The organism is Sphingobium estronivorans, from assembly GCF_008692605.1.
Taxonomy (GTDB): Bacteria; Pseudomonadota; Alphaproteobacteria; order Sphingomonadales; family Sphingomonadaceae; genus Sphingobium; species Sphingobium estronivorans.
Genome location: NZ_LFCT01000067.1, coordinates 1 through 846 on the forward strand (window position 1 = coordinate 1; position 846 = coordinate 846).

The 846-nt window shown below is 63.5% G+C and carries 1 protein-coding gene; it reads left to right on the forward strand.

What is annotated here, in order from left to right; all coding sequences use genetic code 11:
- A partial coding sequence (locus tag F7P65_RS21850; RefSeq protein WP_240334436.1) for an SDR family NAD(P)-dependent oxidoreductase occupies positions 1-843 on the forward strand: 843 nt, incomplete at its 5' end.
- Between the last annotated feature and the right edge of the window lie 3 nt (positions 844-846).

An 846-nucleotide genomic window follows, 5' to 3' on the forward strand; every position in this document is an offset into this window, starting at 1 on the left:
TTTAAGGAAAGAATTGAGATGGAACTGGGATTGCAGGGCAAGACCGTCATCGTGACGGGCGGCAGCGGCGGGATCGGGCATGGCCTGGTGGTTGAATTTGCGCGTGAAGGCGCGAACGTGGTTTCCGCCTCGCGCGACGTGGCGACGGGCGAGCAGATCGCGGCGCGGGCGAGGGAGCAGGGTTGCACGGGTACTGTCCTGCCGATCAAGACCGACGTCACCGATCCGGCGAGCGTCGATGCGATGCTCAAGGCGACGCATGAGCGTTTTGGCCTGGTGGACGTGCTGGTCAACAATGCCGGAGGGGTGGGCAGCACCTGCCCGTTCGACGAACTGGATGCCGAAACCCGCCGCTGGGAAATCGCGCTGAACATCGATGGCGTGGTCAACTGCACCCAGGCGGTGGCGCAGGACATGCTCTCGCGCGGCACCGGCAGCGTGATCAACATCTCCTCCAACTCGTCCCTGCTGGGCGAGGCGGCGCAGAACATCGTCCACTATGGCGCGGTCAAGGGCTTCGTGAACAGCTTCACCAAGCTGCTGGCCTATGAATGGGGTCCCAAGGGCGTGCGCGTGAACACCATCGCGCCCGGCTGGATCGTGCCCCACCGCAATGAGGATATCGCAGAGGGCAGCTTCTGGAACCGCCTGCAACTCGGCACGCCCGAAGGCATGCAGACCGCGCTCGAGGACGGCACCCTGTTCAACATGAGCAGCCTGCCGATCAAGCGCCTCGGACGCCCCGAGGACATCGCCAACCTCACCATGTTCTTCGCATCCGACGCATCAAACTATATCACCGGACAGCTCGTCTCCGTGAGCGGCGGCGTCTACATGCCCTGAAAA